At 58.5% G+C, this 25,895-nt stretch carries 29 protein-coding genes; 9 read left to right on the top strand and 20 right to left on the bottom strand.

Annotation, left to right across the window (positions count from 1 at the left end; genetic code table 11):
- The first annotated feature begins 508 nt into the window (after positions 1 to 508).
- Entirely contained in the window at positions 509 to 1,237 is a 729-nt protein-coding gene (locus KBP52_RS11525) for a class I SAM-dependent methyltransferase (protein WP_212622780.1), read from the top strand.
- 202 nt (positions 1,238 to 1,439) lie between these two features.
- Here the strand turns inward: KBP52_RS11525 and tam are convergent, their stop codons facing one another.
- Positions 1,440 to 2,210 carry a trans-aconitate 2-methyltransferase gene (gene tam / locus KBP52_RS11530; RefSeq protein WP_212622781.1) on the bottom strand — a complete coding sequence of 257 codons (771 nt, stop codon included), beginning with the start codon at positions 2,208 to 2,210 and terminating at the stop codon, positions 1,440 to 1,442.
- Positions 2,211 to 2,374: 164 nt separating this feature from the next.
- On the opposite strand from tam, the gene KBP52_RS11535 reads away from it, so the two are divergent.
- Positions 2,375 to 2,785 carry a low affinity iron permease family protein gene (locus KBP52_RS11535; RefSeq protein WP_034153113.1) on the top strand — a complete coding sequence of 137 codons (411 nt, stop codon included), beginning with the start codon at positions 2,375 to 2,377 and terminating at the stop codon, positions 2,783 to 2,785.
- 87 nt (positions 2,786 to 2,872) lie between these two features.
- Here KBP52_RS11535 and KBP52_RS11540 read toward each other — a convergent pair whose 3' ends face one another.
- The 7 genes from KBP52_RS11540 to KBP52_RS11570 form a co-directional block, all read right to left on the bottom strand.
- Positions 2,873 to 3,376: a DUF4142 domain-containing protein gene (locus KBP52_RS11540; protein WP_077571498.1), complete on the bottom strand. Its 504-nt coding sequence runs from the start codon at positions 3,374 to 3,376 to the stop codon at positions 2,873 to 2,875.
- 76 nt (positions 3,377 to 3,452) lie between these two features.
- Positions 3,453 to 3,608, bottom strand: a complete 156-nt coding sequence (locus KBP52_RS11545; protein ID WP_007911485.1) for a KGG domain-containing protein — start codon at positions 3,606 to 3,608, stop codon at positions 3,453 to 3,455.
- A gap of 117 nt (positions 3,609 to 3,725) precedes the next feature.
- Positions 3,726 to 5,075, bottom strand: a complete 1,350-nt coding sequence (locus KBP52_RS11550; RefSeq protein WP_116028847.1) for a diguanylate cyclase — start codon at positions 5,073 to 5,075, stop codon at positions 3,726 to 3,728.
- 79 nt (positions 5,076 to 5,154) lie between these two features.
- Positions 5,155 to 5,793, bottom strand: a complete 639-nt coding sequence (locus KBP52_RS11555) for a LysE family translocator (protein WP_212622782.1) — start codon at positions 5,791 to 5,793, stop codon at positions 5,155 to 5,157.
- Between the two features lie 60 nt (positions 5,794 to 5,853).
- Positions 5,854 to 6,270 (bottom strand): fosfomycin resistance glutathione transferase, encoded by a 417-nt coding sequence (gene fos, locus KBP52_RS11560; protein ID WP_212622783.1) that lies wholly within the window; start codon positions 6,268 to 6,270, stop codon positions 5,854 to 5,856.
- Between the two features lie 4 nt (positions 6,271 to 6,274).
- The gene (locus KBP52_RS11565) at positions 6,275 to 7,003 is read right to left on the bottom strand and encodes a hypothetical protein (protein ID WP_212622784.1); all 729 of its coding nucleotides are present in this window, start codon (positions 7,001 to 7,003) and stop codon (positions 6,275 to 6,277) included.
- 29 nt (positions 7,004 to 7,032) lie between these two features.
- Positions 7,033 to 7,767 carry a hypothetical protein gene (locus KBP52_RS11570; RefSeq protein ID WP_212622785.1) on the bottom strand — a complete coding sequence of 245 codons (735 nt, stop codon included), beginning with the start codon at positions 7,765 to 7,767 and terminating at the stop codon, positions 7,033 to 7,035.
- A gap of 177 nt (positions 7,768 to 7,944) precedes the next feature.
- On the opposite strand from KBP52_RS11570, the gene KBP52_RS11575 reads away from it, so the two are divergent.
- A complete protein-coding gene (locus KBP52_RS11575) occupies positions 7,945 to 8,184 on the top strand; it encodes a ribbon-helix-helix protein, CopG family (protein ID WP_137218075.1) in 240 nt (79 codons plus the stop codon).
- On the top strand, positions 8,174 to 8,458 hold the full coding sequence (locus KBP52_RS11580) for a type II toxin-antitoxin system RelE/ParE family toxin (RefSeq protein WP_137218074.1): 285 nt from the start codon (positions 8,174 to 8,176) through the stop codon (positions 8,456 to 8,458). The genes KBP52_RS11575 and KBP52_RS11580 overlap by 11 nt, the downstream gene beginning before the upstream one ends.
- A gap of 259 nt (positions 8,459 to 8,717) precedes the next feature.
- Here KBP52_RS11580 and KBP52_RS11585 read toward each other — a convergent pair whose 3' ends face one another.
- From KBP52_RS11585 to KBP52_RS11605, 5 genes are all read right to left on the bottom strand, one after another.
- On the bottom strand, positions 8,718 to 10,049 hold the full coding sequence (locus tag KBP52_RS11585) for an MFS transporter (protein WP_212622786.1): 1,332 nt from the start codon (positions 10,047 to 10,049) through the stop codon (positions 8,718 to 8,720).
- A 172-nt stretch (positions 10,050 to 10,221) separates the two neighbouring features.
- Entirely contained in the window at positions 10,222 to 11,148 is a 927-nt protein-coding gene (locus KBP52_RS11590) for a hydroxymethylglutaryl-CoA lyase (protein WP_212622787.1), read from the bottom strand.
- A complete protein-coding gene (locus KBP52_RS11595) occupies positions 11,145 to 12,338 on the bottom strand; it encodes a CaiB/BaiF CoA-transferase family protein (protein ID WP_212622788.1) in 1,194 nt (397 codons plus the stop codon). Before KBP52_RS11595 ends, KBP52_RS11590 begins: the two co-directional genes overlap by 4 nt.
- A gap of 251 nt (positions 12,339 to 12,589) precedes the next feature.
- A complete protein-coding gene (locus KBP52_RS11600; protein WP_137218070.1) occupies positions 12,590 to 13,501 on the bottom strand; it encodes a LysR family transcriptional regulator in 912 nt (303 codons plus the stop codon).
- A gap of 63 nt (positions 13,502 to 13,564) precedes the next feature.
- Positions 13,565 to 14,881, bottom strand: a complete 1,317-nt coding sequence (locus tag KBP52_RS11605) for a hypothetical protein (RefSeq protein ID WP_212622789.1) — start codon at positions 14,879 to 14,881, stop codon at positions 13,565 to 13,567.
- Between the two features lie 218 nt (positions 14,882 to 15,099).
- Here KBP52_RS11605 and KBP52_RS11610 point away from each other — a divergent pair, with 218 nt between their 5' ends.
- Positions 15,100 to 15,717, top strand: coding sequence for a hypothetical protein (locus tag KBP52_RS11610; RefSeq protein ID WP_212622790.1), 618 nt, complete (start codon positions 15,100 to 15,102; stop codon positions 15,715 to 15,717).
- 29 nt (positions 15,718 to 15,746) lie between these two features.
- Here KBP52_RS11610 and yiaY read toward each other — a convergent pair whose 3' ends face one another.
- Positions 15,747 to 16,895: an L-threonine dehydrogenase gene (gene yiaY / locus KBP52_RS11615; RefSeq protein ID WP_212622791.1), complete on the bottom strand. Its 1,149-nt coding sequence runs from the start codon at positions 16,893 to 16,895 to the stop codon at positions 15,747 to 15,749.
- A gap of 156 nt (positions 16,896 to 17,051) precedes the next feature.
- Here yiaY and KBP52_RS11620 point away from each other — a divergent pair, with 156 nt between their 5' ends.
- Positions 17,052 to 18,071, top strand: a complete 1,020-nt coding sequence (locus KBP52_RS11620) for a DUF4917 family protein (RefSeq protein ID WP_212622792.1) — start codon at positions 17,052 to 17,054, stop codon at positions 18,069 to 18,071.
- A gap of 102 nt (positions 18,072 to 18,173) precedes the next feature.
- Here the strand turns inward: KBP52_RS11620 and KBP52_RS11625 are convergent, their stop codons facing one another.
- On the bottom strand, positions 18,174 to 18,716 hold the full coding sequence (locus tag KBP52_RS11625) for a helix-turn-helix domain-containing protein (protein ID WP_137218067.1): 543 nt from the start codon (positions 18,714 to 18,716) through the stop codon (positions 18,174 to 18,176).
- 106 nt (positions 18,717 to 18,822) lie between these two features.
- On the opposite strand from KBP52_RS11625, the gene KBP52_RS11630 reads away from it, so the two are divergent.
- Positions 18,823 to 19,605 (top strand): aldolase, encoded by a 783-nt coding sequence (locus KBP52_RS11630; protein WP_212622793.1) that lies wholly within the window; start codon positions 18,823 to 18,825, stop codon positions 19,603 to 19,605.
- A 22-nt stretch (positions 19,606 to 19,627) separates the two neighbouring features.
- Positions 19,628 to 20,509 carry a dihydrodipicolinate synthase family protein gene (locus KBP52_RS11635; RefSeq protein ID WP_212622794.1) on the top strand — a complete coding sequence of 294 codons (882 nt, stop codon included), beginning with the start codon at positions 19,628 to 19,630 and terminating at the stop codon, positions 20,507 to 20,509.
- A gap of 129 nt (positions 20,510 to 20,638) precedes the next feature.
- Here the strand turns inward: KBP52_RS11635 and KBP52_RS11640 are convergent, their stop codons facing one another.
- From KBP52_RS11640 to KBP52_RS11650, 3 genes are all read right to left on the bottom strand, one after another.
- Positions 20,639 to 20,983: a YegP family protein gene (locus KBP52_RS11640; RefSeq protein WP_212622795.1), complete on the bottom strand. Its 345-nt coding sequence runs from the start codon at positions 20,981 to 20,983 to the stop codon at positions 20,639 to 20,641.
- Positions 20,984 to 21,166: 183 nt separating this feature from the next.
- Positions 21,167 to 21,472 (bottom strand): ribbon-helix-helix domain-containing protein, encoded by a 306-nt coding sequence (locus KBP52_RS11645; protein WP_007916314.1) that lies wholly within the window; start codon positions 21,470 to 21,472, stop codon positions 21,167 to 21,169.
- Positions 21,473 to 21,485: 13 nt separating this feature from the next.
- On the bottom strand, positions 21,486 to 22,067 hold the full coding sequence (locus tag KBP52_RS11650) for a DJ-1/PfpI family protein (protein ID WP_077571480.1): 582 nt from the start codon (positions 22,065 to 22,067) through the stop codon (positions 21,486 to 21,488).
- 269 nt (positions 22,068 to 22,336) lie between these two features.
- On the opposite strand from KBP52_RS11650, the gene KBP52_RS11655 reads away from it, so the two are divergent.
- Positions 22,337 to 23,236 carry a DMT family transporter gene (locus KBP52_RS11655; RefSeq protein ID WP_212622796.1) on the top strand — a complete coding sequence of 300 codons (900 nt, stop codon included), beginning with the start codon at positions 22,337 to 22,339 and terminating at the stop codon, positions 23,234 to 23,236.
- Between the two features lie 3 nt (positions 23,237 to 23,239).
- On the opposite strand, the gene KBP52_RS11660 is transcribed toward KBP52_RS11655, so the two are convergent.
- Together KBP52_RS11660 and KBP52_RS11665 are read right to left on the bottom strand one after the other, a co-directional pair.
- Positions 23,240 to 24,190, bottom strand: coding sequence for an IS110 family transposase (locus tag KBP52_RS11660; protein ID WP_212622797.1), 951 nt, complete (start codon positions 24,188 to 24,190; stop codon positions 23,240 to 23,242).
- 296 nt (positions 24,191 to 24,486) lie between these two features.
- Positions 24,487 to 25,704, bottom strand: a complete 1,218-nt coding sequence (locus KBP52_RS11665; RefSeq protein WP_212622798.1) for an SAM-dependent methyltransferase — start codon at positions 25,702 to 25,704, stop codon at positions 24,487 to 24,489.
- Positions 25,705 to 25,895: the final 191 nt, after the last annotated feature.

A 25,895-nucleotide genomic window follows, 5' to 3' on the forward strand; every position in this document is an offset into this window, starting at 1 on the left:
CTGTACGCAAGTTAGCAGACCGGGCGAATCCACCAAAATCCCGGCGCACCCGAGGGTGCCATGCGCACAGCCACCATTAAGCACAGGAGATCCTGGCTAAATGACGCTCGTACGATTTGGTGGAAACGCGTGGCTGCTAAACCCGATCACTGGAAATCAGTGACGCGAACCAAGTTACCGACCGCCTACCAAGCGCACAAGCCGGCGGATTCTGGCGTAGCGGTAGGCAACGGCGCAAGGATTTGTAGGCTTCAGGACGTAACACCGAACATTTATAAACACTGGCCACCGAATGCGTTTAATCAGACAAAAACCTTGCAGCATTTTCTGACATTACAGATCCACAACACTCCATCCATTTTCACCTTCCTCTCGACCGACTAGCATTTCCCTATCAGCCACCACCCTCCCCCTGCGCGGCCATCGACGAATACGCGCCATCACTTTCGAGGGATTCCAATCGCGGCCACTTTGCCGCTGACGATCGAACTCAAAAGAGCCCTTCACCATGACGCAAAACATTTACGACGATCCCGAGTTTTTCCAGGGCTACAGCCAGATGAACCGCTCCATCGGCGGCCTCGACGCGGCGCCGGAGTGGCCGGCGCTCAAGGCGCTGTTGCCATCCATGCACGGCTTGAACGTGGTGGATCTGGGCTGCGGTTATGGCTGGTTCAGTCGCTGGGCCATTGAGAATGGCGCGGCCAGTGTCTTGGGGCTGGATGTCTCGGAGAAGATGCTGGAGCGGGCTCGGGAGACCACGACGGCGGCGAATATTCGTTATGAGCGTGCCGATCTGGAACAGCTCGACTTGCCCGCCTGCAGTTTTGATCTGGCTTACAGTTCACTGGCGCTGCATTACATCAAGGATTTGCCGGGGCTGTTTGCGCACCTGTACGCGGCGCTGAAACCGGGTTCGCACTTTGTGTTTTCCATTGAGCATCCGATCTTCATGGCGCCGCGTAATCCGGGTTGGTTGATTGACGCTGAAGGGAATAAGCGTTGGCCGCTGGACAGCTACCAGTTGGAGGGTGAGCGGGTGACCAATTGGCTGGCCGAGGGTGTGATCAAGCAGCATCGTACGGTCGGGACATTGCTCAATTCGCTGATCGATGCGGGGTTCTCGATTCGACATGTCAATGAATGGGGGCCGAGCGAAGCGGAAGTGGCGGCGCAACCGGCGCTGGCAGAAGAGCGGGAGCGGCCGATGATGATGTTGGTGGCGGTGCAGCGCTGAACCCTCACCCTAACCCTCTCCCAAAGGGAGAGGGGACTGACCGCGGTGCCAGTACGATCTACGCCGACGTGCAAAATCGAGGCGAACTCAGGTTTTGGAAGCGACACGCATCGGCTCCCTCTCCCTCGGGAGAGGGCTGGGGTGAGGGGTCCGTCCGAAAGCGCACCAAAAATCTCCAGCCGAAAAACAGGCCCAATTTATTTCAGCGCGTCGCGACGATAAATAACCGTGGAAATGGCAACAGCACCGAACCATCCGCCAGCGCCGGATAAGCCTTCTCAACCTCCGCCAGATACTGCTCCAGGTACTGCGCCTTTTCCGCCTCGGTCAGCGGACTCAAAAACGGAATCAACCCGCTGCCCTTGAACCACTCCACCACCCCCGCCGCCCCGCCTGACAGTTGATGGTGATAGGTCGTACGCCACACATCGACCCGCGCACAGTGTGGTCGCAGCATCGAAAAATAATCACTGGCGCTGGCCATGTCGGTACGTTGCCCCGCAGCGCCGGAAAGCTTGCTCGCCCACGGACCATTCGCGGCGACTTCACGCATCAAACGGTGGGAGGGTTCATTGAGGTTGTCCGGCATCTGGATCGCCAGACTGCCACCCGCCGACAGCTTGCTGGCCAAAGTCGGCAACAACGTCGCGTGATCCGGCACCCACTGCAACACGGCGTTGGCGAAGATCACATCAAACGGCCCTGCATCGGCCCACTTATCAATCTCGGCGACAGCGAAGCGCAAATCCGGCAAGCGCTTGCGAGCCGCGTCGATCATGTCTGCCGAGCTGTCCAGCCCGCTGACCTTCGCCCCCGGAAAACGCTGCACCAGCAACTCAGTCGAGTTGCCGGGACCGCAACCGATATCGACCACTGTTCGCGCTTCAGGCGTGGGAATCGCCGCCAGCAGATCGCGGGCCGGGCGGGTGCGTTCATCTTCGAAAGCGACGTATTGTTTGGCGGACCAACTCATTGCGTTCTCCTGTCGGGACATTTTGGCGGCTCGTCACGATACCGCGATCTAGCGCGCCTGCCTGCCCTACCAACGTCCGGTGACGTGGGGGGATTTGTAATTAGAATTTTCCACCAGCCACAGATGTCTGAATTTCAAGACTCTTCCCAATAAGGAACACCGCTATGAAATTCGCAAAAATCTCCCAGAAGCTCGCGATGGTGGCCGGTAGTCCCAAGACCTTCATGGGCGCATTGATCCTGATCGGTCTGTGGGGCTTGAGCGGGCCGATTTTTCATTACAACGACACCTGGCAACTGATCATCAACACGTCGACCACCATCATCACGTTCCTGATGGTGTTCCTGATCCAGAACACGCAGAACCGCGACACCGACATTCTTCATTTGAAAATCGATGAATTGCTCTTGGTGACCAAAGAGGCGCAGAACGCGATGCTTGGGCTGGAGGCGCTGGATCTGAAGCAGTTGGAGGCGTTGCGCAGGCACTACCGTTCGTTGGGCGAGGGTGAGGTTTTTAATCTTGAGGGGTTGGGCGAGAAGAGCAAGACCAAGCAGGATTTGAATGAGTGTTGAGGATTGAAATCAAAAGATCGCAGCCTTCGGCAGCTCCTGCAGAAACAGGTGTAGGAGCTGCCGAAGGCTGCGATCCTTTGATCTTGATTAGCGACTGGCCTGTAACTGGCGAGCCCTTTCCAGATGACTCTGCAGCTTCGGCAGTGTCTCGTCGGCGAAGGCTTTGATCTCCGGCACGTCGGTGGTCTGCGCTTCCTGCTGAATCTGCTCGATGGCCTCTTCAGTGGCTTTGACCTGACTGGCGGCATAGGCCTGATCGAAGGAGGCGCCGTCGGTCACTGGCGGCATCAACTCCTTGGCCTTGTCGGCCAGTTCTTCACGCGGCGCTACCGGCAGGTCGAGCTTCTTGGCGATTTTCGCCAGGTGCTGGTTGGCCGTGGTGCGGTCATTGATGACGACGATGGTGTAGTCCTTGACCTCTTTCGATTCGGCCTTGCTGTGGGCCAGACGACTGGCCTCGATGTCGGCCATGCCTTTGGCGGAGGCATCGTTGATGAAATCGGCGGGCGACTGGGCAAAAGCACTGCTGGCACACAGGCCCAACAGCGATGCAAAACTCATGTTGCGTATACGGGTGGCCATCCGGCTCATGGTCGCGCCCTCCTTACTTGCGAAATTCAAGCGGGAGCTTACGCCCCCGCCTCTCAATCAAAACTACCTTCACCGACTATTTCGATTTCTGAGCGGGCTTGCGGCCCATATCGGGTTTTGGCTCTTTGTCGACAGTCGTTGTGGTGGTTTTCCCACCTTTGCGACCTGCTTCAGAGGCCTTGGTTCGATCGTTGGCGAAGTTTCCCGAGTTCGAGTTTCTTGAGTTAGGCATGATTCTCTACCTCTTGGTAATGATCGTGGCGAGCAGGTGCCCGCCTAACATTGAGAATTTTCTCGCCGACAAAGGTTTAGAAAAGTTGCAGTTGCCGCGACGAACGGCTCCATCGGATTAACGACTGAGCGAAAGCTGACTCAAACGTTTGGCGGCGTACATTGCCTGATCGGCATGGCGAAACAGTTGCTGTTCCTCACGGCCGTGCTCTGGATAGCGAGCGACGCCAATGCTCGGTTCGATGTGCAGGTTGTGACCATCGAGGCGCATCGGTTGCACCAGCACCTGTCGGATTTTTTCCGCCACGCTGTCAGCGTCTTCCGAGGCCTGAACGCTGTGCAGCAGCACGACAAATTCATCACCGCCAATTCGAGCCACGGTGTCGGTTTCCCGCACGCAGCCCTTGAGGCGGTTGGCCACGGTTTGCAGAAGCATGTCGCCGACGGCATGACCGAAGGTGTCGTTGACCTGTTTGAAGCGATCCAGATCGACATACAACAACGCCATATGCCCGGATTGCTCGCGAGCGCCGGCCAACGCGGCTTTCAAGCGATCACGCAGCAATTCACGATTGGGCAGTTGCGTCAGTTGATCGTATTGCGCCATGCGCCGCAGGCGCGCGTGCAATTGCTGACGCTCGATGGCCGTGGCGACCTGGGCACAGACGTATTGCAGCAGTTCCTTGTCCTGCTCGGTGTAGCGCTCGCCGCCGGGGAGGCTTTTGACGATCAAGGCGCCGATAGTGCCGTTTTTCGAATTCAACGGCACGCCGAGCCAGCACGGCGCGTTCTGCCCGGCCACCAGTTCGGCGAAATCGGCTGGTGAATCCGCACTGTCCGGCGTCAGAAGAATCGGCTGGCCGCTACGGATAACTTCCGCACACAGGCGCCCGGTGACGGTGCCCGGTCGCTCGGGCTGCAATTCGTGATCGTCGACGTGATACGGGAAATTCAGTTGTGCGCAGTGTTCGTCGTACAGCGCCACGGAAAAATTCATCGCTGGCAGCCATTCGCCGATGATCAGGTGGATGCGCTTGAACAACGCCAGCAGATCTTCCGCCGCATGGGCCGCTTCGGATATCGCGTACAACGCCGCCTGGCGCGATTCGGCCTGTTTGCGCTCGGTGATGTCGCGCGCCACGGCGATGCGCAGTTGATCGACTTCCGACCAGCGCGCCGACCAGAGGATATGCACGACGCTGCCATCCTTGCGCAGGTAACGGTTTTCAAAGTTGAGTTTGGGTTCGCCGCCCATGATTTCGTTGGCGGCAGCCAGAGTGCGCTGACGATCCGCCGGGTGCACCAGCTCGATCATTTGCCGGCCAATCAACTCTTCAGGCGAATAACCGAAAACCCGCTCACAAGCGGCACTGACAAAAACGAAGCGACCCTGCTTGTCGACTGCGCAAACGGCGTCCAGCAACAGATCGATAAAACTCGCCAACGGCGCGGAATTTCGGCTTTCCATGGTTCAGCGTGGGTGTCCGGGCAATGCAGCACTGATCAACCATCCCTGACCTTGTGATTGCGCATCCCTGCACTCACTTTCAAGCCTTGTTCGGCATCAGCCCCGGCAGTGCATGCACCAGCGCGTTGATGGCAAAACCGATGAACATCACGCCGCACAAGCGGGTGATAAGCAACTCATGACGCTGATACAGCGTGCGTACCCGCTGCGCGCCGACCACGCCGATGAGAATAGCGTAGGCCAGCAAGCCACCGAGGAAACTCAGGGCAATCAGCGCCGGCAGCATTGACCAGTTGAGCAGTTCGGCACGGCTCGACAGCAGCGCGGTGAACGTGGCGACCGCCACCGGATAAGCTTTGGGATTGGTCAAACCGAACAGAATGCCGTGCCAGAACGGATTGCGCGCCGCGCCCTGGGGTTCGTCACCATTGCGACGCTGGGCCCGCACCGCGCGCCAGCCGAGCCAGAACAGGTACAAGCCGCTGAGCACACCGAGCACATCAAACGCAGTGCTGCCGATTTCCCGGGCGCCGACAATCGCGATCAGAGCCGTGCTGCACCAGACCACATCGCCGAGCAGATGCCCGCAAAGAAACCCCGCCCCAGCCCGCCGCCCATAGGCTGCGCCGATGCCGAACACCGCCAGCACACCCGGCCCGGGCGTAATCCCGTAAATGAAACCCGAGGCCAGCACGGCCATTAGCAACGATGGAGTCATGGAAAACCTGCAAGCGCCAAAATACGTGGCCGCCAGTCTATATCAGCCGATTGCAGGTGTTCACTGCTCGTCGTAAAAACGCATGCCGGCGTACGGTTTTTGCCGACAGGCTGCCAATCGTGAAGCGAGATCGCCGACATGGGCTTCGAGCTTGTGGCCATCGGGATCAAGGAAGTAGAACGACGCGCCTTCGCTGCGGTTATCTCGCCATTCCCGCACGTTCGCCGCTTTTAGCTTTGCTACGAACGTGGAGAAATCGGCTGCATTAAGGCTGAAAGTGTAATGCGTGTAATCGCTGCACGCTTCGGCTTTGCGCAGCGGATCAAGCGACAGACACAACCACAGTCCCGGCAGCGACAGGTAGGCACCGGCGTCCCACGCGGCTTCGACGCGCAACTGCAGCACATCGCGATAGAACGCCAGGCTGCGGTTCAGATCGCTGACCGCGAGGGTCAGGTGATTGAGGCCGGTGAGCATCGGGTCAGTAGCCTCTGAGGTCTTCGGGGACGATGTATTGTTGGCCGTCGTAGGTCAGAGTGACGCGAGTTTTCTTCATCTCGATCGTTTTCGAGATGCACTCTTTGCCCGACAGGAAGGATTTGTAAACTGAACCACTTGAGCTGACGATCAGATCGGCGAAACCATGGTTGCTCGTAGGGCCGAGATCGATAGTTCTGCGGATTTGCGTGTCCTCGGTTCCACACTCATCCGTCCCTTCGCCGAACTCCTTGCGAATCACCAAGCCTTCCAGCACAGGGCGCAATTTGTTGCCTTCGCGCACATACAACGCCAAATCAGTTTTTGCGTAAGGATTGGCTCTGGAGCCGTGACTGGCGAATTTTGAACGCAAACCGAATGCACGGACATCAGCAGCCAATCGGTAACGGGCCGTATCGATCGTCAGATCGTCGAAACTAATGGCATCGGAATTGTAGGCACCCGGCTTTGCATAGGTAGCGAGGCTCTTGCCGCTTGTCGAACTGACGAGCGCCAGTTCCAGATCGAACACCCCCATTTCATCGTCGCCCGAATCGGAGAGAAATGAAGATTTCGCCGCAATCGACTGGTCGTTGTACGCCGGCCACGCTTTGCAGCGCGAAAGGGAATGGCCGTCGAACCTCTTCACTTCGCAAGCGGCCTGGGCTTGAGCGGCCATCGTCAAAAGGCCCATTGCGATGAAAGCGCCCAGCAGTGTGTTACGCGAAATCATTGTTCTTCCTTGAGTAAAAGACATCGGTCTTAGAGGCCTTTGAAATCTTCAGGCACTACGTAGTTTTTGCCGTCATAGCGAAGTGTCGTCAAGACCGGTTTTTGCGTGACGGTATTGGATACACACGCCTCGCCTTCGCCCTCGCCAACGGTCGAGCTACGGATCGTTTTGATCATCAGATCGGCAAAGCCATGGCTGCTGGTCTTGGCCAAAGCTACGGTTCGCGTAGTCTCGTAGCGCTCTCCCGCACAATTGCCATCCCACTCCCCGCCATATTCATAAACCACCAGCCGATCCATGACAGGACGCAATACGTTGCCGTCTTTCACATAGAGCGACAACCAGGTTTCATCCAGAGGATTCAGACGGGAAGAGCCTTTGAATCGAACCCGAACGCCAAAAGCCTGCAATTGCGGCGTGAGCTTATAGCGGGCGGTATCGAATTTCAGTTCGTCCAGCGCGATTGCATCTACAGAGAATGCCGAGGGCTGATAAAAGCTCGCTAACGGCTTGGAGTCTGCACTCGCCACCAAGGCCAAACGCAGATCGTAAAGCCCTACAGTCCCTGACTCGCCATACACCGGATCGGGCGAGAAATTGGCAGCAGCGGTGAGCGTCAGCCCGGGATACGCCGGCCAATCCTTGCAGAGGGAAAAATCCACCTCATGCGCCTTTGGCGCCGGCGTGCAATCGGCAAATGCCTGCCCCGCCAGCAACCACCCACACAATGCCGCACACCCGATCCAGCCAGACTTCACTGTCACTTCCCGCTCCTTGATGACTTTTTCAGTCGCGCACTATCCCCTGCTGTATCGACCCTTTCAACCGAATCATCAGCAAATCAAAACGTATTTCTTCCTACCCTGAAGACGAACGGAACTGGCTTCTCCCTGTATTACTCTGTAGTTTCTCGTATTACACATCACTACACCGAGTTCTCCATGTCCGTCATGTCCCTGCGTATCCCAGACGAAATTGCCGACACGCTCGCCAACCTCGCCAAAGCAACCGGTCGCACCAAGTCTTACTTGGCGGTGGATGCATTGCGTGAATACCTCGCACGCGAAGCCTGGCAAATCGAAGAAATTCAGAAAGCACTGAAAGAAGCCGACGCTGGTGATTTCGCTTCTGATGAGGAAGTCAGGGCCATCGCGGAAAAATGGAATGCCAATGCGAGTTGAGTGGCTAAAAACTGCGTTAAAAAATCTCGATGATGAAGCTGCCTACATCGCTCTCGATAATCCGAAGGCTGCTTCAGAATTTGTCCAGACTATTCTCGCCAACGTTGATCACCTCACTCGATTTCCCTCATCAGGTCGCGAAGGTCGCCTTCCGGGCACTCGAGAGTGGGTTGTTCCTGATCGCCCCTATTTGATTCCTTATCGCGTTCGCCAAAGCCGGTTGCAGGTTTTGCGTATTTTCCATACCCGACGGCTCCCACCCAAGGCGTGGTAGTAGCGACTTATGAGGGGCGCGCTATCCCCTCCTCAATCGTCCGGTTCAACCCGTTCAACGCCTGATCGCCCCCCCCCAACGCTTGTGCCACGGCGGGGTGTTTGAGAAGAATGGGCTGGCCGTTAGCTGATGTTATGAATCCACGACTTTCAGTGTCAGGAAGTCAGTCTTCGCGAGCAGGCTCGCTCCCACAGGGGAATGCATTTCAAATGTGGGAGCGAGCCTGCTCGCGAAAGCGTCATTGCAGGCGCCGCCAATCTCAGAACTTGTCTAGCGTGCGCAATTTCTGCGGCAAGCCCCACAACAGCAACGCCGCCGCAATCAGCGCCGCCACACCGATCACATACAGCGCCGGCGTGGTGCTGCCGGTCAGGTCTTTGATCCGCCCGACCATCACCGGGCTGACAATCCCGCCGAATTGCCCAAGGGTGTTGATCACCGCAATCCCGCCCGCCGCACCAGCGCCCGCCCCGGCGAGCAACTTCGGTGGCAAGGTCCAGAAGCTCGGAATCGAGGCAATGATCCCGGCGCCGAGCAAGCCAAGAGCGACGATCAGAAACGTCGTGTGGCTGGCGAAAATCCCCGCACTGAAAAAGCCGATAGCCCCCACGATGACCAACCCGGCAACAAACTTGCGCCGCTCACCGGTGGCATCCGACAAACGCCCGATTACTACCATGCTGATCGCCCCGCAAATGTACGGGATGGCCGTCAGCAGACCGATCATCACCGGGCTCTCGGTGCCGGCGCTGCGGATCAATTGCGGCGCCCAGAAATTCAAACCGTAGGACGCCACCTGAATCAGAAAGTAGATCAGACCCAAGGTCAGAAAACCGGGAATCTTCAACGCCGCGAGCAACGAACCACCACTCTTGTGCGGCTCATGCTGGGCGATGCGGCTGGAGAGCAATTTTTTCTCGTCAGCCGTCAGCCAGTGCGCATCCTCGATACGATCCTTGAGCAGCATCAGCACCAGAAAACCGAGACCGATGCACGGTACGCCGCCGAGCAGGAACAGCCAGTGCCAGCCGCGCATTTGCAGCACGCCGTCGAGGTGCTCCAGCACCAGCCCGGAGAACGGCGCGCCAACCAGCCCGGCAAATGCCGAAGCGAGAAACAGCATCGAGGTAATGCGACCACGGAAATGCTGCGGGAACCACAGCGTCAGGTAATACAGCACGCCCGGGGCAAACCCGGCTTCCATCGCGCCGATCACAAAGCGCAGCGCGTAGAACTGCCATTCGCTGTTGACGAAGACCATCGCTGCCGTCGCCACGCCCCAGGACATCATGATTCGGGCGATCCAGCGGCGTGCGCCAACCTTGTAGAGCATCATGTTGCTCGGCACTTCGAACAGCACGTAACCGACCACGAACAGCCCGGCGCCGAGGCCGTACGCGGTGTCGCTCAGGCTCAGGTCTGTCTGCAACTGGAACTTGGCGAAGCTGATGTTGATGCGGTCGAAAAAGGCGAACAGGTAGCAGACCATGATCAGCGGCATCAGGCGCCAGGCGACTTTGCTGACCAGGGCTTTTTCGGCGTCGTGATCGACGGACGGACTTGCGCCCGCCTCCATTACATTGAGGCTCATGGCTTTTCTCCAGACGGACTGCCGGTGGGCGTCCGATTGTTTTTGTTGTCTGGTATGCGTTTTTAACTGTAGGAGTGAGCCTGCTCGCGATAGCGCTGTATCTATCACCGCAAATGTTGCCTGACACACCGCTATCGCGAGCAGGCTCACTCCTACAGGGGGATTGGTGTTGTCAGGTGGGGATCGGGTGCAGGTCGCAGTTGCGCCCGGCCTTGGCCAGTTGGCCGGGGACTTCGTGGCCCAGCAGATCCGGCAAGCCACGCGAGAGTTTCAGCAGCAAAGGCAAATCGATGCCGGTGTGAATACCGATCTCATCGCACAGGTTCACCAGATCTTCGGTGCAGATATTCCCCGACGCGCCCGGCGCAAACGGACAACCACCGAGACCACCGAGCGCCGCATCGAAACGCCGCGCCCCCGCCTCATAGGCCGCCAGCACATTGCACAGACCCAGACCACGGGTGTTGTGGAAATGCAGGGTCAGATCAGCCGGTGAAACCCGCTGCAACACCCGCCGCACCAAGCGATCTACCTGACGCGGATTGGCCATGCCGGTGGTGTCGGCGAGGGTGATGCCGGCAATGCCGAGTTCCTGATAAGCATCGACGATTTGCAGTACGCGATCCTCGTCGATCTGGCCTTCGAACGGGCAACCGAACGTCGTTGCGATACTGCCGTTGAGGCGCACGCCGGAACCGCTGGCGAACGCGACAATCTCTGCAAACGCCGCCAGCGAATCCTCGCAGCGCATGCGCATGTTGGCCATGTTGTGCGTCTGGCTGGCGGACATCACCAGATTCAGTTCATCGGCACCCGCCGCCAACGCACGCTGCGCACCTTTGAGGTTGGGAATCAGCGCGACGTAAATCACCCCCGACTGTCGTTGAATGCCAGTGAAGACTTGCTCGCCGTCACGCAGCGCCGGAATGGCTTTCGGAGAGACGAACGAACCCGCCTCGATACGGCTGAAACCGGCCAGCGACAGCTGATCGATCAGGGCGATCTTGTCAGCGGTTTCCACCCAGGTCGGCTCGATCTGCAAACCATCGCGCGGCGAGACTTCCTGGACGATCAGGGTTTGCGAATAGTCGGTGATCATTGCACCACCCCTTGGCTTTTCAGGCGTTCGATGTCGAGTTCAGTCAGGCCAAGGCCGGCAAGAATACCGTCGGTGTGCTGGCCGAGTGTCGGCCCCGACCAGTTCACGCCGCCGGGGGTTTCCGAGAGTTTGGGGACGATGCCGGGCATTTTCACTGTTACACCGCCGGGCAACTCGGCACTGAGCAGCATGTCCCGTGCCTGATAGTGCGGGTCGGCAACGATATCGGCCACTGAATAAATTCGCCCGGCCGGCACTTCAGCGGCTTCCAGCGCGGCGAGCACGTCGTCGATCGGCAGGCTGCTGGTCCAGTGGGTAATCGCGGCGTCGAGCAAACCGCTCTTGGCCGCACGGCCATCGTTGTGAGCGAATTCTGCTGCTTCAGCCAAGTCATCACGGCCAATGGTTTGCATCAGACGTTTGTAGATCGGGTCGCTGTTGCCGGCGATCACCACGTAAGCGCCATCCGCCGTGAGGTAAGTGTTCGACGGTGCAATGCCTGGCAAGGCGCCGCCGCTGCGTTCGCGGACATGGCCAAGCATGTCGTATTCCGGCACCAGGCTTTCCATGACGTTGAACACGCTTTCGGCCAGCGACACATCGACAATCTGCCCGCCGCCCTGCCCGGTCTTGACCCGCAGCAGCGCCATCAACGCGCCGATCACCGCGTGCAGCGAGGCCAGTGAATCGCCGAGGCTGACGCCGACCCGTGCCGGTGGTGAACCGGGGGTGCCAGTGGTGTAACGAATGCCGCCCATGGCCTCGCCGATCGCGCCGAAACCAGGGCGATCGCGGTACGGGCCGGTCTGGCCGTAGCCAGAAATGCGCACGAGGGTGAGATTGGGGTTCAGCGCGTGGAGCACGTCCCAGCCGAGGCCAAGTTTCTCCAGCGCACCGGGGCGCAGGTTTTCGATGATGACGTCGGCATCGCTGGCCAGTTGCTTGACCAACTCGATGCCTTCGGCGGATTTCAGATTGAGTGCCAGCGATTTCTTGTTGCGTGATTGCAGGTACCACCACAGCGACGTGCCTTCGTGCAGCTTGCGCCATTTGCGCAGCGGGTCGCCCTGACCCATGGCTTCGATCTTGATCACCTCGGCGCCGAACTCGGCGAGCATGCGCGCGGCAAACGGCGCGGCAATCAGCGTGCCGATCTCGATCACTTTGATCGCACTCAAAGGGGCAGTCATCGCGGGGTACCTCTTGTTCTTGGAATAGGTGGCCAAGGCTAGAGGAACGATGATCGGGCAATCCAGCCGTGTCTCGGCAATGGGCGTTCGCCAAATGCGAACGCTCAGGAGTGATGTGGTGAATTCAAATCAGTCTTCGCGAGCAGGCTCGCTCCCACAGGGTTTCGTGGCGGCTGCAGATTCTGTGCTCAACACATATCCACTGTGGGAGCGAGCTTGCTCGCGAAGAGGCCGGGACATTCACTGAAGATCTATGCGCCCTGCCCCCGCAAATGCTCAAACAACATCCGGCTCACCGGCGACAATCCCGCCTCATCGCGCACCACCACAATCAACGCGCGATCCGACCAGTCATCCGTCAACGGCACTGCGTGCAACCCCAGCGCCTGGCCAAACAATTCATAAGCACGCTGCGGCAAGATGCCGATACCCATGTTGGCCTGGACCATCCGGCACACCGCATCGAACCCCGGCACATGAATGCGAATGCGCAGGACTTTGCCGGCCTGTCGCGCCGCCGCGTGAGTACGCATGTTGATCGAACTGGCGGCATGCAGTCCGACGTAGTCGCTGTCGAGCGTTTCAGCGAACGCCACCGACTCGCGCGCCGCCAACGGATGTTCCGGCAGCATCACCACCAGCAGTTTGTCCTGACGGTACAACACGCTGTGCAGGCCTTTGGTGTCGCTGTCGTTGGAACAAATACCGAGATCTGCCACGCCATCGAGCACGCCTTGAATCACTCCGGCGCTGGGCCGCTCTTCAAGGTCAGTCTTGACCTGCGGGTGCTGCGCGGAGAAGTCGCGCAAGTCTTCGGGAAGAAACTGAATGATCGCGGAGAGGTTCGCCAGCATGCGCACATAACCGCGCACACCGTGGCTGTGTTCGCCGAGTTCCAGGCCCATTTTCTCGACGTTGAACAGCATCTGCCGGGCATGATGCAGCAAGGTTTCCCCGGCCGGGGTCAGCGTCATGCCTTTGGCCTGACGCACGAACAAACTGATCCCGAGCGCCTCTTCCAGCTCCATCAGCCGTTTGCTGGCCGCCGACACCGCGATGGCTTCGCGCGAGGCCGCGCGGGTCAGCGTGCCCTCTTCGTGGACGGCGACAAACAGTTGCAGGGTGATCAGGTCGAGGCGGCGGATCAGGCTTTTTTGCAGCATGGAGGGCTCGCTGACTGGGGTTCGTCCGAGTCGGCAGGATAGCCCGGATTTATCTCCAACTGATCAACGGCCGGTGGTGTTACGCCGTTTTGCGGCAGGTGCGGTCAGCAGGCGGACCAGCTGCGCGTTGTTGTCGTTCCTTCCCAGCACCAGGATCGAAGACTCCTGCAGGCTGGCATCGATGGCGGCCCACGAAATGTCCATCGCACCCTCGACTTTGAATGCAGGATCCACGGCGCCATTGGACAGAAAGCCTCCCGTCAGTAAACCTCGTGTGCCCCCCGTGGTTTGTCCGACCGTGACGATTCTGTCATCCAGGGCGACCCCTTCTGTCCAGCTCCTTAGATCGAGGGCCCCTGTCGCCGGGGTGATAACAGGATCTTTGTCATTGAACGTTTCATCCGTCTCGCCGGTGTGGGTGATGCCGCTGATAAACGCATGCTGGAGTTTCTCCCCTGCCAATGCTTCCACCGCCGAACCGAGCAAGAGCAAGCGCTCTGTCCTTTGCTCAATGATTTGTTTCACCGTGCTTTCGAGTGGCTTGCCCTCCTTCTGAAGGCTCAACAACAATATCCCCTTGTTGCCAAACGCTTCTGCGACGTTTCCGCTGCTGTCGAACGCCGTGACCAATCCCTGGTTGGTGACTTCTGTTTTGCCGAACACCAGAATCAGCCCATTGCCCAGCTGGATGATCCCCAGCAACGTGATCGCCACCTGTGGCAGCGTCAGAACAATCCAGCCTTTGCTCGCGAACGATAAATCGTCCGAGCCATCGAGATGGAATCGCGCCAGCAATCCACTGCCTTTTTGCGAGGTCACGAACAACAGCCTGTCCGGCTCTGCTGCCTGTGGAGTGGACTTTGCCAGAATCAGACGCCCACCCGTGGCACCGGTCAGGAGGGGAATGCGCATGGGCATAATCCGATAGCCGTTGTTATTGCCGCCGAAGCTGATATCCGGCGAGCCGTCGGGCAAGAACCGAGCGATAACCTGTTGGTATTCGACGGTCGTGTTTTTGATCACGCCAATCACGCCGCACAGATAGATAAGACCGTTTGCAGCAACGATTAACTGTCCGCCTTGCGAGAGCAGGCCGCTGGCAAATTGGCCGTGGAGATAGCCCCCAGTACCAAAGTTCGAATACAGATCTCCATTGGCATCCAGACACACCAGGCCGTAATACGAAAGCCCCGATACCTCAACGGTTGCGCTGACCATGATCCGCCCCGACGGGGTTATCGCCACCCCATGGCCAATGGTCTTGCTCGCTCCGGGAAACTTCAGCGTTCGCAGGCCAAAGCGATCATCCAGTTCTCCCGCTGATTGTGCTTTTTTCTTTTTGGGGGCTTTCGATACTTTGGGTGCTGTGGCTTTCGGCATGTTCGTGTGCTCCTCAAAAGACCGGAATCGATCCCGTTGTCAAGGCATTCGATCCGAAGCACCCAAGCAAAACAACTGACAGAAATGACAGTTTTTTAGAGCGAAATGAAATTACTGTCCAATCAAAAAAAGCTAAAAAACTGGTAGTTCTTACAGGTTCTAAACGGGACACACCGTGCCAGTGTTCCGTTTCAAATCAGCCTGAAACGAGCAGCACGATGAGCACTCCCGACAAGTCCAATAAGCAACCTGTCCCGCCCCCGACCATCACGTACCCCGAAGAGGGCAAGAAAACGGGGGTTGCAACACTGTTTCTCGGCAGCGCTATACCGGGAGCTCAGGTGCAGGTCTGGAACATTGCAAACACGCATTTGCTCGGTAGCGGCCATGTCAGCGCAAATGGACGGTGGGCGTTTAGCATCAGCGGTGTCCAGTCTCCGGGTCAGCAGGGAATTCACGCCCACCAGACATGGCAAGGCGTCACGTCAGAATGGAGTGAGGAGCGCAGCTATACCGTGCTACTGCAGCCGGCAATCGACGTCCCGGTAATTTTCGAACCAAAAGAGGGAGCACAGGTAAATACGGTTCTGGTCCTTTCGGGAGATGTCACAAAAGCTGAAGGCGTCGTTAGCCTTATCGATCTGGACACCGGCGAGATGATTGCCAACGCCGACGTCGACTCCTTCAAGCAATGGCGTACTCAGGTTACAAAACCCTTACCTCCCGGACCGCACCGGATATCCGCCATTCAGAACATCAACGGGGAGTTCTCTGACTGGGTCCGTGTTCGAACGTTTACGGTGATCGCTAAAGGCAAGGGCAAGGGCAAAACCTGACCGTCAAGAAATTACCCCTGCCGTGCCTCTCAAAACGCGTTGCGAAAAATCTCCTCGATCTGGCGCTGATCTGCCGCCCGAGGATTGGTCAAACCGCAGGCGTCTTTCAGTGCGTTGGTGGCCAGCACCGGGATGTCGCTGAGCTTGGCGCCGAGCTCACGCAGGCCACCGGGGATCTCGACATCTTTGGCCAGGCAACGGATCGCAGTGATCGCCGCTTGCGCGCCCTCTTCCGGGCTGAAACCTCGGATATCAGCGCCCATGGCGTGAGCGACATCGGTCAGGCGCTCGGCGCAGACCAGCGCATTGAACGTCTGCACATGGGGCAGCAGCACGGCGTTGCACACACCATGGGGCAAGTCGTAAAACCCGCCCAACTGATGCGCCATCGCATGCACGAAACCAAGCGAGGCATTGTTGAAGGCCATGCCGGCGAGGAACTGCGCGTACGCCATGTTTTCCCGCGCGGCGAGGTCGCTGCCGTCGCGCACGGCCAGGCGCAGGTTGTTGCTGATCAGGGTCATCGCCTTCAATGCGCAGGCATCGGTGATCGGATTGGCAGCGGTCGAGACGTAGGCTTCGATGGCGTGGGTCAACGCATCCATACCGGTGGCGGCGGTCAGGCCTTTGGGCATGGCGACCATCAGCTCCGGGTCGTTGACCGACAGCAGCGGCGTGACGTTGCGGTCGACGATGGCCATTTTCACGTGTCGCGATTCGTCGGTGATGATGCAGAACCGGGTCATCTCGCTGGCGGTGCCGGCGGTGGTGTTGATCGCGATCAGCGGCAATTGCGGTTTGCTCGATTGATCGACGCCTTCGTAATCGCGAATCTCACCGCCGTTGGTCGCGCACAGCGCAATACCCTTGGCGCAGTCGTGGGGCGAACCGCCGCCCAGCGACACGACGAAATCGCAGCGACTTTCCTTGAGCAGCCCCAGGCCCGACTCGACATTGGCGATGCTCGGGTTGGGTTTGGCGCCGTCGAAGATCACCGAATCGATGTCCTGCATCGCCAGTTTCTCTGCGACCATGGTTGCCACGCCGGCCTTGGCCAGCCCGGTGTCGGTGACGATCAGCGCCTTGCGAAAACCATAGTTGCGGATGGCAACCATGGCTTCGTCGAGGCAACCATTGCCCATGATGTTTACCGCCGGAATGAAAAAGGTACTGGTCATGCGCGCGTCTCCTGACTGGGGCCGAATCGACTGCTCCGGTTCGGCGGATAGACACAGCATCGACCGATCGGTCACGAGCGATGTTGATCTGGCTCAATGCCCGCTCGTGATAAAGTCGCCGCCCATCAGCCCCTTTGTTTTGAGACCGCCTACGCAATGACCGATTTTCTCGATGTCGACGCCAGCCTTGAAGACTGGAACACCCTGCGCGCCGCGACCGACTTCAACGGCTTGCTGGTGGGCAATGGTGCCAGCCGTGCGGTATGGGACGATTTCGGCTATGACTCGCTGTTCGAAAACGCCCGCACCGTGGAAGAAAAACCACTGAGCCCGTCGGAACTGGCGGTGTTTGACGCCATGCAGACGCGCAGCTTCGAGCAGGTCCTCGGCGCGCTGAAAACCACCAGCCGGGTCAACAAAGCGTTGGCCGTCAGCTCAGCGGCGCCGCGCAACCGCTATTACGCGATCAAGGAAGCGCTGATCAACACCGTGCACGCCGTGCACATTCCGTGGCGGCTGGTTAAGCCTTCGACGCTGGCGACGTTGAACGAAGAACTGGCGCGCTATCGCACGGTGTTCACCACCAATTACGACCTGCTCAACTACTGGGCGCTGCAACACCAAAGCGATGCCATCGACGATCTGTTCAACGGCGCCAATGCGAGTTTCGATCTGAGCGAAACGGCCACCGACAAACCGCGCCTGCTGTACCTGCACGGTGGTCTGCATCTGGTACGCAACCAGGACGGCACCGCGCGCAAGCTGACCTCGACCGAAGGCACGCTGCTCGGCAGTTTCGCGATCAACAATACGATCAAGACGCTGGATGACGTGCCGCTGTTCGTTACCGAAGGGCCGAGTGCAGACAAGCTCAAGACCATTCGCAGTTCGGATTATCTGTCGTTCTGTTATGAGCAATTGCTCGGGCATGGCGGCAGTCTGTGCATTTTTGGCCATGCGTTGGGCGAGCAGGATGCGCATATCGTTCGGGCGCTGCGCTTGGCGAAACCTGCGACGGTGGCGATCTCGATTTACCCGCGCAGTGCGGCGTTTGTTCAGCATCAGAAGCGGCATTACGCGCAGGTGTTTGAGGGGACGGGTGTGGAGTTGCGGTTTTTTGATGCCAAGACGCATGCGCTTGGCAACCCGAAGTTGTCGGTGCCGGTCGAGATTTAGTGGTGAGGCTACCGACGCTATCGCGAGCAGGCTCACTCCTACAGGGGATCGCATTTCAACTGTAGGAGTGAGCCTGCTCGCGATAGCTTTAGCCCAATCAACTCATTCTTCGGCGCTGTGCACCACCACCAGCAACTGCGCCTGCACATCCCCCACCGATCTGATCCGGTGCGGTTTCTGCGCATTGAAATGCAGCGCATCACCGCGCTCCAGCAGCACCTTCTCGTTCATGAAATCCACTTCGACCTGCCCTTCGTGGACGAACAGAAACTCCTCGCCCAAATGCTCCTTGAAGGTCTTGTCGCTGAACTCTTTTGGCGGGTAGATGATGAACGGCAGCAGGTTGCGCTCGCTGACCTGATGCGCCAGCACGGCATACCCCGGGCTCTGATCATTCGCGGCCAATGACTGACGCTCGTGGCTGCGCACCAGGCTGTAGCTGTCGAGGCTGACGTTGTCTTCGGAGAATAAATCCTCGACTTTCACATTCAGCGCTTTCGCCAGTTTCAACGCAGCAGCAATCGACGGCGTGTTCAGCCCGCGCTCGACTTTCGACAGATAACTCTTGGTCATGCCGGATTTTTCGGCCAATGCCTCAAGAGTAACGCCAAGTTTTTTTCTCAATAATTTCAAACGGATAGACATGCGCGGCGGTTATTCCAGCAAGGAAGCGACGATTTGTGCTTGCCAATGACACTTTGTGTCATATAGCCTCTTTCGTGTCATTTGCTCTCACCCAAAGGACACAGACATGGCCAAGACATTAGCACTACCCAAAGACCAACTGGTCAAGCAAGCGCTGACCCAGATGCAAAAAAGCCTCGCGGATAATACGTGGACCGACCGGCAAAAGCTGGCCCTGACCTGCCGGATTCTCTTCGAGAACGGTCACGACTCAGGTCTGGCCGGGCAAATCACCGCCCGTGGGCCGCAGCTCGGCACCTATTACACTCAGCAATTGGGCCTGGGCTTCGACGAAATCACCGCGAGCAATCTGTTGCTGGTCAACGAGGATCTGGAAGTTCTCGAAGGTCACGGCATGGCCAACCCGGCCAACCGTTTTCACAGCTGGGTGTACCGCGCCCGGCCGGATGTGAACTGCATCATTCACACCCACCCGACCCACGTCGCGGCGCTGTCGATGCTGGAGGTGCCGCTGCAGATTTCCCACATGGATCTGTGCCCGCTGTACGACGACTGCGCGTTTCTCGAAGGCTGGCCGGGTGTACCGGTGGGTAACGAAGAAGGCGAGTTGATTGCCGGTGCACTGGGCGACAAACGCGCGATCCTGCTTTCGCACCACGGTCAGCTGTCGACCGGCACAACGATTGAAGAGGCGTGTGTCATCGCCCAACTGATCGAACGCGCGGCCAAGCTGCAACTGCTGGCGATGGCGGCGGGCACGATCAAACCGATCATCCCGGAGCTGGGCCGCGAGGCGCACGACTGGATCGCCAAGCCGAAGCGCCACGCCGCGGCCTTCAACTACTACGCCCGGCAGAATCTGCGCCAACACGCCGATTGCCTGAACTGAACCTATTTACGGAGAGATTCCCATGTCCACTATTCACGGCATCATCGGCTACACCATCACCCCGTTCGGCGCCAACGGCGAAGGGCTGGATTTGCCAGCGCTCGGGCAATCGATCGATCGCCTGATCGCCAGCGGCGTCCACGCCATCGCGCCGCTGGGCAGCACCGGCGAAGGCGCTTACCTGAGCGATGCGGAGTGGGATCAGGTCGCCGAATTCAGTATCAAACATGTGGCCAAACGCGTGCCGACCATCGTCAGCGTGTCCGACCTGACCACCGCCAAAGCCGTACGCCGCGCACGTTTTGCTGAAGCCCATGGTGCCGACGCGGTGATGGTACTGCCGGCTTCGTACTGGAAACTTACTGAAGCGGAAATCCTCGCGCACTACCGCGCCATCGGCGAGAGCATCGGCGTGCCGATCATGCTCTACAACAACCCGGCCACCAGCGGCACCGACATGTCGGTGGATTTGATTCTGCGCATCGTCAATGGCGTGGAAAACGTGACCATGGTCAAGGAGAGCACCGGCGATATTCAGCGCATGCACAAGCTGCAATTGCTCGGCGAAGGCCAGGTGCCGTTCTACAACGGCTGCAATCCGCTGGCGCTGGAGGCGTTTGCCGCCGGGGCGAAGGGCTGGTGCACGGCGGCGCCCAATTTGATTCCACAACTGAATCTGGACTTGTATGAGGCCGCCATGGCTGGGGATCTGGATCGGGCGCGGGATCTGTTCTACCGCCAATTGCCGCTGCTGGATTTCATTCTCAAGGGTGGGTTGCCGGCGACGATCAAGGCCGGGTTGCGGCAGACCGGGCTTGAATCGGGCGATCCACGTTTGCCGGTATTTCCGCTGAGTGAAGCGGGCCAGACTCAGCTGCAAGCAATCCTCAAGACCCTGCGCTGATCTTACTGACACCACAAAAAACAATGTAGGAGTGAGCCTGCTCGCGATAGCGGTGGATCAGTTGAGCATGTATCGACTGACCCACCGCTATCGCGAGCAGGCTCACTCCTACAAAGGAATGTGGTGAATTTAGAGGACCGGCAAAGTCTTGTCCTTGATCACCTTGCTCGGCCCGTTCGCCTTGACGCTGGCAATGCCTTTATCGCACGCCGCATCCGATGAATACGCTTCGCTGCTGCCGATGACCTGGTGATTGACCGCTTTCAGATTGAAGTACGGATGGCCGTCCTTCGTCGATTTCTTCTCGTAGCGTTCATCCAGCGGGCTGTTGGTTTGCACCGAAACGATACCGCCGTCGGCCGCTGCGCGAGTGGTGTACAGCTCGCTGGTCAGAATCGTTTCGGCGTTTGCCGCTTTCAGCACGAACCTGAACTGGCCGTTGCTGCTTTTACTGAGTTCGTACCATCCGGACATGCTCGTTGCTCCTTGGCGATTGAGAGATTTCGCGCTTCAGAGTAAAGACCAGTCCAGAACATCTGTCGCCTGTACCGGCCTCTTCGCGAGCAGGCTCGCTCCCACTTTCGACCGAGTTGTCCAAGTGGAATGCGGTCCCATGTGGGAGCGAGCCTGCTCGCGAATGAGGCAACTCGGTGCCGGCTATTTCACCACCGCCCGCACCACCGACAACTCCGGCGCACTCACCCGCCGCTGACTCAGATAGCGCATACAACTCACCCGCAGGAACGAGGCGAAGTTCACGACCTCCCCGCGATAATCCATCACCTCTTCATACAGCTTGGCGATCAATTGGTTGGTGGTCATGCCATCGACTTCGGCGATTTCGCTGAGGATGTCCCAGAACTGATTCTCCAGGCGTAACGTGGTCACCACGCCGCAGATGCGCAGCGAGCGCGAGCGTGACTCGTAGAGAATCGGGTCAGCCTTGACGTAGAGCTCGCACATCGGCGAATCCTCGTTACAGGGTGATTTTAGTGCCGAGCAAGCCAAGGAAACCGGCCAGCCAGTTCGGGTGCGCCGGCCATGCCGGAGCAGTGGCCAGATTGCCTTGAACGTGGCCGTCCGTCACCGGAATGTCGATGTACGTACCGCCCGCCAGTCGCACTTCCGGCGCGCAGGCCGGATAGGCACTGCATTCGCGGCCTTCAAGAATACCCGCCGCCGCCAGCAACTGCGCGCCGTGGCAGACCGCGGCAATCGGTTTGCCGGCCTTGTCGAAGGCACGCACCAGGTCGAGGACTTTTTCATTGAGGCGCAGGTATTCCGGCGCACGACCGCCGGGAATCAGCAGCGCGTCGTAATCGGCTTCGTTGACCTTGGCGAAATCGAAGTTGAGGGCGAACAGGTGACCAGGCTTTTCGCTGTAGGTCTGATCGCCTTCGAAATCATGGATCGCGGTGCGCACGGTCTTGCCGGCAGCCTTGTCCGGGCATACGGCGTGGACGGTGTGACCGACCATTTGCAGGGCTTGGAACGGCACCATCACTTCGTAGTCTTCGACGTAATCGCCGACCAGCATCAGGATCTTTTTCGCGGCCATGGGGAGGACTCCTCTGGAATTTACCTGTGAGTGTTCAAGGTAGACCTATTCGAGAATGACGGGTAACAACGGGCTACTACCGAGTTGACGCCATCGCGAGCAGGCTCACTCCTACAGAAGTACGCATTTCAACTGTAGGAGTGAGCCTGCTCGCGATGGCGTCCGCAAACTGTACGCCTAAGTCCGTGCCTAGCTGTAACACCCAGAAATTCGCGGATTATGGCTAGATGAGGACACCTTCCAATTCCCTACGATTCTGGTCTCCCCTCATGTCCTCGCGCGAAAACACCGGCATGGCCCTCGGCCTGCTCGGCGTGGTGATTTTCAGCCTCACCCTGCCCTTCACCCGCATCGTGGTGCAGGAACTGCACCCGCTGCTCAACGGTTTGGGCCGCGCGTTGTTCGCAGCAATTCCGGCGGCGTTGCTTCTGTTGTGGCGTCGAGAGAAGTGGCCGACGTGGCAGCAAGTCAAAGGCCTGAGTCTGGTGATCGCCGGGGTGATTCTGGGTTTTCCGGTGTTGTCGGCGTGGGCCATGCAAACGTTGCCTGCTTCCCATGGTGCGCTGGTCAACGGGCTGCAACCGCTGTGCGTGGCGCTGTACGCCGCGTGGTTGTCCCACGAGCGGCCGTCAAAAGCCTTCTGGGCCTGCGCGGCGTTGGGCAGTGCGCTGGTGCTCGGTTATGCGTTGTACACCGGAGCCGGCAGTATTCAAGCAGGTGATCTGCTGATGCTCGGCGCGATTGCCGTCGGGGGGCTGGGCTACGCCGAAGGCGGCCGATTGGCCAAGGAGATGGGCGGCTGGCAGGTGATCTGCTGGGCGCTGGTGCTGTCGACGCCGTTGTTGATCGGGCCGGTGCTGTATCTGGCGCTGCAACATCAGGGCGCGGTGTCGGCCAAGGCCTGGTGGGCGTTCGGGTATGTGACTCTGTTTTCGCAGTTTCTCGGGTTCTTCGCCTGGTACGCCGGGCTGGCCATGGGCGGCATTGCCCGGGTCAGTCAGATCCAGTTGTTGCAGATCTTCTTCACCATCGCGTTTTCGGCGTTGTTCTTTGGCGAACATGTCGAACCGATTACCTGGGTGTTTGCGTGTGGCGTGATTGCCACCGTCATGCTCGGCCGCAAGACTGCGGTGAAATCAAATGTGGGAGATTCTATGGTTCATGCCTAGCCCCTAAACGGCTTTAGGTGAGTATTCGCTCTGGTTTTTCAACAGAGCAAATACCACCCGGGCAAGCTTGCGGGCTAGTGCGACCAGTGCTTGGGTAGTGCTCAATCCGCGCTCTCTTAAAGCCTCATAAAACCCTTTCCACGCCGAGGTCCGGCTCGCTGCCATTGCAGCGTTGTGCAGCAGCCGACGCGCCTCTGAGTCGCCTCGTTTGGTCAGGCAGCGACGGCCTTTCTTTTTGCCTGAGTCCGATATGCGCAGATCCAGGCCTAGAAAAGCGATGAAAGCGTCGGCGTTTCTGAAGTCCCCACGCTGAAAGGATGCGAGCAAGCGGGCGCCGGTCAACGTACCGATGCCTTCTACCTTCATGCAACGCTTGAGCTGAGCGCCTAAACCGGCTTCGTCTATCTGCGCCAGGATCGTTTTCTCCAGCAGAATTTCCAGTCTTTGCATGGCGTTTATCTGATTTTTGAAAGCGGTTTTGAGCAATGGCTCATTCTCCCAGCTCTGCTTGAGGCTGACACGAGCCTGGACCAGAGCCGCACGGCGCCGGAAAAGACTGATGAGCCGGCAATACAAGGGCGACGGCGGTGTCCAAGGGCGTAAGTGGTCCCCTTCGTTTGTCAGATAACGGGCCAGTAATCGGGCATCCAGCGCATCAGTTTTGGCGCGAACGTTCACGCCTTTGCGGTAATGGCTGAGCTCATAACCGCCAACCATATAGATCACGCAACCATCGGCATACGCCAGATCAGCAAATTCCTGGTGATAGATATTGGTGGCTTCGATGGCGATTGCCACTGGCTTGGCTACAGTTTTGAGCCATTTTTTGATTGCTGCTTTGGTGTTAGAGATTGTCTCGAGCTGATCTGATTCGGTGCAATAAATCACCAGTTCATCCTTGGCGACATCATCAACCCCGATGATCGACTGAGTAGTAACGACGGGCATTGCCATGAGAAATCCTCCGGGCTAAGGTTTGAACACTTGAAGGGTTCACCCAGAGGCGCAGGCTTGTTCCTATCGTCGGTCTAGGCCAGATGCATTCTTTATCGGCGCTTGGGTGAAAGGAGGAGGGTGAAATCTCCCACGGTCTGTACTGCGCTAACAGTCAGAATCGAGCCTTGTCCCTCCTCCTCCCTTCAAGTCCTACCATACAAGCGAGCTTGCTCGCGAAGGGTCCGTAACAGCCAACATCATCGTTGACTGTCAGTCCGCTTTCGCGAGCAGGCTCGCTCCCACAGGGTTTTGTGTCAGGCCAGGTAGCCGTCGGCGCGCAGCAGGGTTTCCAGGCAGTGCTCGCTGATGTTGTAGAACGCCTTCAACTCTTCGATCTTCACCAACAGCTGAGCCGGATCGACCGGCTCGGCGCGTTTTACCGCGAGAATCATCTTGTTCTTGTTGGTGTGATCCAGCGAGATGAACTCGAAGACCTTGGTCTCGTAACCGCAGGCCTCAAGGAACAATGCGCGCAGACTGTCGGTGACCATTTCCGCCTGCTGACCGAGGTGCAAACCGTATTGCAGCATCGGTTTGAGCAACGCCGGACTCTGGATCTGCAGGCGGATCTGTTTGTGGCAGCACGGCGAGCACATGATGATCGACGCGCCGGAACGGATACCGGTGTGGATCGCATAATCGGTAGCGATGTCGCAGGCATGCAGGGCGATCATCACGTCCAGCTCGCTCGGCGCCACGCTGCGCACGTCACCGCACTTGAACACCAGCCCCGGATGATCGAGCTTCGCGGCGGCAGCGTTGCACAGGTTGACCATCTCTTCGCGCAGCTCGACACCCGTGACCTCGCCCTCGGCCTTCAAGGTGTTGCGCAGGTAATCGTGAATGGCGAACGTCAGGTAACCCTTGCCCGAACCGAAATCCGCCACCCGCACCGGTTTGTCCAGCGCCAGCGGCGACGAGGTCAGGGCGTGGCTGAACACTTCGATGAACTTGTTGATCTGCTTCCACTTGCGCGACATCGCCGGGATCAGCTCATGTTGCGCATTGGTCACGCCGAGATCCTTGAGGAAGGGTCGGCTCAGCTCAAGGAAGCGGTTTTTCTCGCGATTGTGCTCAGCGGACGGCGCTTCGCGCAGTTGCTGAGGTTTGCTCTTGAACAGCGAACTCTTGCCCTTTTTACTGTATTCGAGCTGGACTTCGTCAGTCACTGCGAGCAAATGCGCATTTTTGAACGCGGCAGGCAACAGCTCGGCAATCGCCGTCACACCGTCAACCAAGGGCAGGTTTTTGGTGATGTCGCGGGTTTTGTAGCGATAAACGAATGACAGATTCGGCTGCGCTTTGACCGTCACCGGTTTGATGATGACCCGCTGCAGATCCGCTTCGTCACCGACGTACTTGGCCAGCACCAGTTTGATGAAACCGTTCTGTTCGAGGCTGGTTTGCAGCAGTTCGATGAACTGGGCGTGGTGATCGGGCGCAGGCTTGGTGGCAGGGGCAGTAACGGACATGGAAAAGCGGCCTCGGACGGGCGATATCGGGAATGGCGGGTATTTTAGGGGGGATGGGGGTTGGGGACACGCTCTTATTTACCCAACGGTTGGTTAAAGCGGCCCTCACCCTAGCCCTCTCCCAGAGGTAGAGGGGACTGATTGGGGGATATTGACGAGATACACCGACTTGAACGATTTGCTTTGAATCC

The sequence above is a fragment of the Pseudomonas sp. SCA2728.1_7 genome (genome assembly GCF_018138145.1).
GTDB classification, from domain to species: domain Bacteria; phylum Pseudomonadota; class Gammaproteobacteria; order Pseudomonadales; family Pseudomonadaceae; genus Aquipseudomonas; species Aquipseudomonas koreensis_A.

Excerpts from the sequence above, each read along its gene's own strand:
- KBP52_RS11525 (WP_212622780.1), top strand. The coding sequence starts at position 509 with ATGACGCAAAACATTTACGACGATCCCGAGTTTTTCCAGGGCTACAGC.
- tam (WP_212622781.1), bottom strand. The coding sequence starts at position 2,210 with ATGAGTTGGTCCGCCAAACAATACGTCGCTTTCGAAGATGAACGCACC.
- KBP52_RS11535 (WP_034153113.1), top strand. The coding sequence starts at position 2,375 with ATGAAATTCGCAAAAATCTCCCAGAAGCTCGCGATGGTGGCCGGTAGT.
- KBP52_RS11540 (WP_077571498.1), bottom strand. The coding sequence starts at position 3,376 with ATGAGCCGGATGGCCACCCGTATACGCAACATGAGTTTTGCATCGCTG.
- KBP52_RS11545 (WP_007911485.1), bottom strand. The coding sequence starts at position 3,608 with ATGCCTAACTCAAGAAACTCGAACTCGGGAAACTTCGCCAACGATCGA.
- KBP52_RS11550 (WP_116028847.1), bottom strand. The coding sequence starts at position 5,075 with ATGGAAAGCCGAAATTCCGCGCCGTTGGCGAGTTTTATCGATCTGTTG.
- KBP52_RS11555 (WP_212622782.1), bottom strand. The coding sequence starts at position 5,793 with ATGACTCCATCGTTGCTAATGGCCGTGCTGGCCTCGGGTTTCATTTAC.
- fos (WP_212622783.1), bottom strand. The coding sequence starts at position 6,270 with ATGCTCACCGGCCTCAATCACCTGACCCTCGCGGTCAGCGATCTGAAC.
- KBP52_RS11565 (WP_212622784.1), bottom strand. The coding sequence starts at position 7,003 with ATGATTTCGCGTAACACACTGCTGGGCGCTTTCATCGCAATGGGCCTT.
- KBP52_RS11575 (WP_137218075.1), top strand. The coding sequence starts at position 7,945 with ATGTCCGTCATGTCCCTGCGTATCCCAGACGAAATTGCCGACACGCTC.
- KBP52_RS11580 (WP_137218074.1), top strand. The coding sequence starts at position 8,174 with ATGCGAGTTGAGTGGCTAAAAACTGCGTTAAAAAATCTCGATGATGAA.
- KBP52_RS11585 (WP_212622786.1), bottom strand. The coding sequence starts at position 10,049 with ATGAGCCTCAATGTAATGGAGGCGGGCGCAAGTCCGTCCGTCGATCAC.
- KBP52_RS11590 (WP_212622787.1), bottom strand. The coding sequence starts at position 11,148 with ATGATCACCGACTATTCGCAAACCCTGATCGTCCAGGAAGTCTCGCCG.
- KBP52_RS11595 (WP_212622788.1), bottom strand. The coding sequence starts at position 12,338 with ATGACTGCCCCTTTGAGTGCGATCAAAGTGATCGAGATCGGCACGCTG.
- KBP52_RS11600 (WP_137218070.1), bottom strand. The coding sequence starts at position 13,501 with ATGCTGCAAAAAAGCCTGATCCGCCGCCTCGACCTGATCACCCTGCAA.
- KBP52_RS11605 (WP_212622789.1), bottom strand. The coding sequence starts at position 14,881 with ATGCCGAAAGCCACAGCACCCAAAGTATCGAAAGCCCCCAAAAAGAAA.
- KBP52_RS11610 (WP_212622790.1), top strand. The coding sequence starts at position 15,100 with ATGAGCACTCCCGACAAGTCCAATAAGCAACCTGTCCCGCCCCCGACC.
- yiaY (WP_212622791.1), bottom strand. The coding sequence starts at position 16,895 with ATGACCAGTACCTTTTTCATTCCGGCGGTAAACATCATGGGCAATGGT.
- KBP52_RS11620 (WP_212622792.1), top strand. The coding sequence starts at position 17,052 with ATGACCGATTTTCTCGATGTCGACGCCAGCCTTGAAGACTGGAACACC.
- KBP52_RS11625 (WP_137218067.1), bottom strand. The coding sequence starts at position 18,716 with ATGTCTATCCGTTTGAAATTATTGAGAAAAAAACTTGGCGTTACTCTT.
- KBP52_RS11630 (WP_212622793.1), top strand. The coding sequence starts at position 18,823 with ATGGCCAAGACATTAGCACTACCCAAAGACCAACTGGTCAAGCAAGCG.
- KBP52_RS11635 (WP_212622794.1), top strand. The coding sequence starts at position 19,628 with ATGTCCACTATTCACGGCATCATCGGCTACACCATCACCCCGTTCGGC.
- KBP52_RS11640 (WP_212622795.1), bottom strand. The coding sequence starts at position 20,983 with ATGTCCGGATGGTACGAACTCAGTAAAAGCAGCAACGGCCAGTTCAGG.
- KBP52_RS11645 (WP_007916314.1), bottom strand. The coding sequence starts at position 21,472 with ATGTGCGAGCTCTACGTCAAGGCTGACCCGATTCTCTACGAGTCACGC.
- KBP52_RS11650 (WP_077571480.1), bottom strand. The coding sequence starts at position 22,067 with ATGGCCGCGAAAAAGATCCTGATGCTGGTCGGCGATTACGTCGAAGAC.
- KBP52_RS11655 (WP_212622796.1), top strand. The coding sequence starts at position 22,337 with ATGTCCTCGCGCGAAAACACCGGCATGGCCCTCGGCCTGCTCGGCGTG.
- KBP52_RS11660 (WP_212622797.1), bottom strand. The coding sequence starts at position 24,190 with ATGGCAATGCCCGTCGTTACTACTCAGTCGATCATCGGGGTTGATGAT.
- KBP52_RS11665 (WP_212622798.1), bottom strand. The coding sequence starts at position 25,704 with ATGTCCGTTACTGCCCCTGCCACCAAGCCTGCGCCCGATCACCACGCC.